The 5,251-nt window shown below is 58.9% G+C and carries 5 protein-coding genes and 1 pseudogene; 3 read left to right on the forward strand and 3 right to left on the reverse strand.

Annotated features, from left to right (window positions below):
- Positions 1 to 809, forward strand: an 809-nt coding sequence (locus ACRESD_RS04600) for an IS3 family transposase (RefSeq protein WP_431749839.1), incomplete at its 5' end; no start/stop codon positions are given.
- Here the strand turns inward: ACRESD_RS04600 and ACRESD_RS04605 are convergent.
- Together ACRESD_RS04605 and ACRESD_RS04610 are read right to left on the reverse strand one after the other, a co-directional pair.
- A pseudogene (locus ACRESD_RS04605) lies at positions 809 to 1,033 on the reverse strand (RNA polymerase sigma factor); the annotation flags it as partial. The gene ACRESD_RS04600 and the pseudogene ACRESD_RS04605 overlap by 1 nt on opposite strands.
- A gap of 198 nt (positions 1,034 to 1,231) precedes the next feature.
- Positions 1,232 to 2,182, reverse strand: coding sequence for a GlxA family transcriptional regulator (locus ACRESD_RS04610; RefSeq protein ID WP_431749840.1), 951 nt, complete (start codon positions 2,180 to 2,182; stop codon positions 1,232 to 1,234).
- A 203-nt stretch (positions 2,183 to 2,385) separates the two neighbouring features.
- Between ACRESD_RS04610 and ACRESD_RS04615 the strand changes: the two genes are divergently transcribed.
- On the forward strand, positions 2,386 to 3,150 hold the full coding sequence (locus tag ACRESD_RS04615; protein ID WP_431749841.1) for an SDR family oxidoreductase: 765 nt from the start codon (positions 2,386 to 2,388) through the stop codon (positions 3,148 to 3,150).
- A 50-nt stretch (positions 3,151 to 3,200) separates the two neighbouring features.
- Here ACRESD_RS04615 and ACRESD_RS04620 read toward each other — a convergent pair whose 3' ends face one another.
- Positions 3,201 to 4,232 carry an alcohol dehydrogenase catalytic domain-containing protein gene (locus tag ACRESD_RS04620; protein WP_431749842.1) on the reverse strand — a complete coding sequence of 344 codons (1,032 nt, stop codon included), beginning with the start codon at positions 4,230 to 4,232 and terminating at the stop codon, positions 3,201 to 3,203.
- Between the two features lie 157 nt (positions 4,233 to 4,389).
- Here ACRESD_RS04620 and ACRESD_RS04625 point away from each other — a divergent pair.
- On the forward strand, positions 4,390 to 5,251 hold an 862-nt coding region (locus tag ACRESD_RS04625), incomplete at its 3' end, for a LysR family transcriptional regulator (protein WP_431749843.1).

Below are 5,251 nucleotides of genomic sequence, written 5' to 3' on the forward strand. Positions count from 1 at the left end.
AAGTCCATCCCAGCGGTTATTACGCCTGGCTGTCTGAGCCGCAATCTGTACGCGCCAAAGACGACCAGCGACTGCTGGGTTTGATCAAGCATTCCTGGCTGGAGAGCGGCGGCGTTTATGGCTATCGAAAAATCCATGACGATCTGCGCGAGGTCGGTGAGGATTGTGGTCGGCATCGTGTGGCGAGGCTGATGCATCTTGAAGGTCTGCGCTCTCAGACAGGGTACCGACGCCGCCCTGGCAAGTACGGCGGTAAGCCAGCGGTCGCTTCACCCAATTTACTGAAGCGCCAGTTCGATGTCGTAGAACCCAACAAAGTTTGGGTCACCGATATCACCTACATTCGCACGTATGAAGGCTGGCTGTATTTGGCGGTGGTGCTGGATCTGTTTTCTCGTCAGGTCGTCGGCTGGTCAATGAAGTCGCAGATGACCAGTGATTTGGCCATTGATGCGTTATTGATGGCGGTTTGGAGGCGTAAACCGAAGCAGGAGGTGATGGTTCACTCCGACCAAGGTAGCCAGTACAGCAGCTCTGATTGGCGCAGCTTTTTGAAGGCAAACAATTTGGTTGCCAGCATGAGTCGCCGAGGCAACTGTCATGACAACGCCGTGGCCGAGAGCTTTTTCCAGCTTCTGAAACGGGAACGGATCAAGCGGAGAATCTACACCACGCGGGAAGACGCTCGTAGTGATGTGTTCGATTACATCGAGATGTTCTACAACGTAAAACGCCGCCATGGTTTCAACAATCAGCTGTCACCGGTAGAGTTTGAAAAGCGTTACGCAATGAGCTTGCAAGGTGTCTAGAGAATCCGGGGCGATTCAAACCAAGCATCCTGCACCACATCATCCACACTTCGAGTGCCGACAATGGCGTAAGCCACGGCCCGCATTGCGCTGTGATAAGTACTGACCAGCTCTTTGTAGGCCTGTGGCTCACCCGCCAACAAGCGTTTGAGTAGTTGAGTCTCGTCAGTTTGGAGATCACTCCCTCGACAGGTGTGATCAGTCGCGAACGGAAGATTCAGCATAAGACGCCTTACGGACCAAGAGTCGACGGGGTCGATGCTACTGCCCGTAATTGCACCGGTGCTGTAGGGTGTTTCCGAAACTTTCGAGAGAAAACTACGTAGACGCCATGCCGTGCCTTCCGGCCAGGAAGGCCGCTTGGCGGCGAGCGTTGGTCATGATGCGCTGAAGCATTTCACCATTCTGTAGACCCAACCAAGTCAGGTATTCATGCTTCGGACATCCCGCCGTATGGCTTGAGGTGGAACGCCAAAACCACGAATGAATACCTCGCGCATATGGCGGCGATCACGAAAGCCGGTTTCCTTGGCGATTACGTCCAGCGAATGGCGGCTCTGTTCGATCATCAGCCGCGCAGCCTCCAGGCGCAGGCGCTCGACGGCTTTGGCCGGGGATTGCCCGGTTTCCGCTGTGAACACACGGGTGAACTGGCGCGGGCTGAGGTGTACGGCCTCACCCAGTTCCTCGACACTGAGCGGCTTGTGCAAGTTCTGTCGGGCGTAGTTCAGCGCGCTCTGGATGCGGTCGGATTTCGGCGCGAGGGCGAGCATCTCCGAGTGCTGCGACTGCCCGCCCGAGCGGCGCTGGTGCATGACCAGCTTGTGCGCCACCGAACGTGCCACTTCCGAGCCCAGATCCTTTTCCACCATGCCCAGCGCCAGATCCAGGCCAGCGGTCATGCCGGCGGACGTCCAAACGCTGCCATCGATGATGAAGATGCGGTCATCCTCCACGCTGATCTGCGGGTACAGGCGTTGCAGGGCAGCGCCGTAGGCCCAGTGGGTTGTCGCGCGGCGGCCGTCGAGCAGGCCAGCCTCGGCCAGTACGAAGCCCCCGGTGCAGATGCCTGCTACGCGGCGCGCCTGTTGCCCGGCCTGGCGCACAAAGGCCAGCGCCGCCTCGCTGGGCGGTGTTTCCAGTGGCGTGTTGACACCAGCGATCATCCAGGTGTCCGCCCGGCCGGGGTTGTTCAGCGCGTGGGTTTCGATGCCCAGTCCCAGGGATGAGCGCACGATGCCGCCAGTAATGGAGAAGAACTCGATGGCGTAGAAAGGTGTCTCGGCCACGATGTTGGCGTACTCGAAGACAGTCTGGGTAGCGAGTGACAGCACCTGGAAGTCGTCAGAGAGTAGGTAGCCGATTCTGTGCATGGCAGGGTCTCGTGTCAGTCACGTCCTGAAATACGACTATATGCGTCATTTAGGTCCTCCCCACCCCTCGTCATGATGTGTCCCAAGCCCACCCTACTTGGAGACACAGCATGAGCAACGCATCGAAAGGCACTGCACTGGTCACCGGAGCCTCGTTGGGTATCGGCGCTCAGCGTTGATTGACACGTCATAGGAGTAGCAGCATGAAACTCAGCGGCAATACCCTCTTCATCACCGGCGGCACCTCGGGCATCGGCCGAGGCTTGGCTGAAGCCTTCCATCAACGTGGCAACAAGGTGATCATCGCCGGCCGCCGTCAGGCCCTGCTGGACGAGATCGCCCGCGCCAACCCCGGTATCGACACCGTGCAGCTGGACATCAACGATCCGCAGCAGATCAAGCAGGTGGCGCAGCAGGTGATTGAGCGCCATCCCAGCCTCAACGTGGTGATCAATAATGCCGGCATCATGCCTTTCGACAACGCCGCCTCGGGCGATCTCGACGATGAGCAGGCAGTCGGCCTACTGGCCACTAACCTGCTTGGCCCAGTACGCGTCAGCGCGGCGTTTATTGAACATCTCAAACGCCAGCCGGATGCCACCCTCATCAACAACAGCTCGGTGCTGGCGTTCATTCCGATTGCCATCACCGCGCTGTACTCGGCGACCAAGTCCGCCCTCCACTCCTACAGCCTTTCGCAGCGCTTCATGCTGCGTGATACCAGCGTCAAAGTGCTGGAAATCGCGCCACCATGGGTCGACACCGACCTGATCCACAAGAGCGGCGACCCACGTGCCATGTCGCTGGATGCCTTCATCGCCGAGACCCTGGCCAAGCTGGAAACGGCCACCACCGAAGTGATCGTCGATGGCATCGCCGCGCTGCGCGCCAACGTCGGGCCGAACGAGCACGCGTTGGTGGAGCAGTTCAACCAGTCAATTATCGACAATCCCATCCCTGTTGCCTGAGCCCGGCGTCCGGCGTCCGGCGCCTGAATGAGGTTGGGCGCCTCTGCGCATCAATTTCCGCCGTGAGGGAGGAACACACCACGGAATCGCATCTTCCCGGAGGACAGGAGGTCATAGGCCTCCGTTGCCTGGTCAAGCGAGAAGGTTTCGACAATAGGCTTGACCTTACCCTTCGCGGCCAAGTCGAGAATTTCGGCGAGGTAGTGCTGTCCGCCATGCGTGGAGCCAACCACCCTTTGGCGCATCATATGGAATGGCTTGCCGTCGGACGGAATCGAGAACGGCTTGCTGAAGTCGAGCCCGCAAAGGACGATGCGGCCGTCAGGATTGACTCCCGCAAGCATCTTTTCGGCGGTTTCGAAGTCGTTGGTGGTGATCAGCAGCACGTCGGCACCACCGACTGCCAACAGCTCTTCGGCATTGGTGACGACGTGGTCAGCACCCAAGTCGATCGCAAGCTTGTGCTTGTCTGGGGAGTGCGTGATCGCGATGGTCTCGAATCCGCACGCCTTTGAGAACTGCAAGGCGACGTGGCCCAACCCGCCGATACCCAGCACCGCGATCCTGTCACCAGGTTTCGGCTCCGCGTCTCGCAGGCCGCTCCAGGTGGTATAGCCCGCGCACATCATGGGCGCGGCGTCCGTGTAGGACAGCCCATCGGGCAACAATACGGTGCCTTCCGCAGAAATTGCGATGTACTCTGCGTGCCCGCCCTGCGACGCGAAGCCGGTCGTTCTGGGCGAAACGCAGTTCATGGCCGTCTGGCCGGTCAGCGGGCGGTTCTGGCGGCAGTACGGGCATCGACCGCACGAGGACTGTACCCAGGTGGTGCCGACTCGGTCTCCAACCTTGCGCGTGTGGACACCCGCACCGACTTCGACGATTTCGCCGACCACTTCGTGACCCGGGGTCTGGGGATAAATGTCACCACCAGCCCCCTGAGTCGCCCACACGTCCGTGTAGCACATGCCGGAGGCGTGAACTTTCACCAGGACCAGCCCCGGCTCAGCCTTGGGCATGGGAACCTCATGAACCTCCCAGGGCTTGTTCGCCCCGGTCATCACAACTGCCTTCATCTTCATCGCATTTTCCTTTCGATCAGGTGGTCATTACTGTCAGGGCTGCGGACGAGATGCTCTCAGAGCGACACCGGCCATTTTGGACCCGCGATGCTGCAGCTTCATTCGAGTCTATGATTCATTGACTGTTGCAACAATCCGGTCAATATTTGATTCCATGATGAAATCAATTCACCAATCCAAAGGCAATGACCTGTCGGCCTTTGCCGCATTCTTAGCGGTCGCAACCCACCGAAGTTTCCGCCGCGCCGCAATCGATCTCGACATGACGCCCTCGGCGATCAGTCACTCGATCAAGGTTCTCGAACAGCGGTTGAACGTCCGCCTTTTCAACCGGACGACTCGAAGCGTCTCCTTGACCGAGGCGGGAGAACGCCTGGCCACAAAACTAAGACCGGCAATGGCCTCAGTTGAAGAAGCCGTTCGGGAGCTGGAGGGTAATGACCACGCTCCCAGCGGCACGGTGCGAATCAATGCCAGTGAGGGCGCCATCCGGTTGGTACTGTGGCCAGTGCTTGCGCGCTTTTTGCGCGAGTATCCTCGCGTCCATCTCGACATATTCAGTGATGGCAAGCTGAGCGATATCGTTGCCGACGGTTTCGATGCGGGTATCCGATTATTAGATGCCGTACCAAAAGATATGGTGGCCATCCCAGTCATGGGAGAGGTCCGCTTTGCGGCAGTGGCGTCGCCCGAGTATTTCGAGCAACGCGGCTATCCAATGGTGCCGCAAGATCTGTATGACCATCATTGCATCCGCTTCCGGTTTGAAAGTGGTGCAATCTACCGATGGGAGTTTGAGCGCCAAGGCGCTGTCGAAAGGATCAACGCTCCCGGCCCTCTCACATTGACTGATCAACCGCTGATGGTGGAGGCAGCAATCGATGGAATAGGCATCGCCTTCGTGCCCGACCATCTTGCAGCAAATGCGCTCAAGGACGGCCGACTCAAACGAGTTCTGGAAGAGTGGTGTCCCGCATATCCGGGGCTGTGCCTCTATTACTCTGCGAATCGCCATGTAC

The organism is Pseudomonas sp., assembly GCF_050739995.1.
GTDB lineage: Bacteria > Pseudomonadota > Gammaproteobacteria > Pseudomonadales > Pseudomonadaceae > Aquipseudomonas.

Excerpts from the sequence above, each read along its gene's own strand:
- ACRESD_RS04610 (WP_431749840.1), bottom strand. The coding sequence starts at position 2,182 with ATGCACAGAATCGGCTACCTACTCTCTGACGACTTCCAGGTGCTGTCA.
- ACRESD_RS04620 (WP_431749842.1), bottom strand. The coding sequence starts at position 4,232 with ATGAAGATGAAGGCAGTTGTGATGACCGGGGCGAACAAGCCCTGGGAG.
- ACRESD_RS04615 (WP_431749841.1), top strand. The coding sequence starts at position 2,386 with ATGAAACTCAGCGGCAATACCCTCTTCATCACCGGCGGCACCTCGGGC.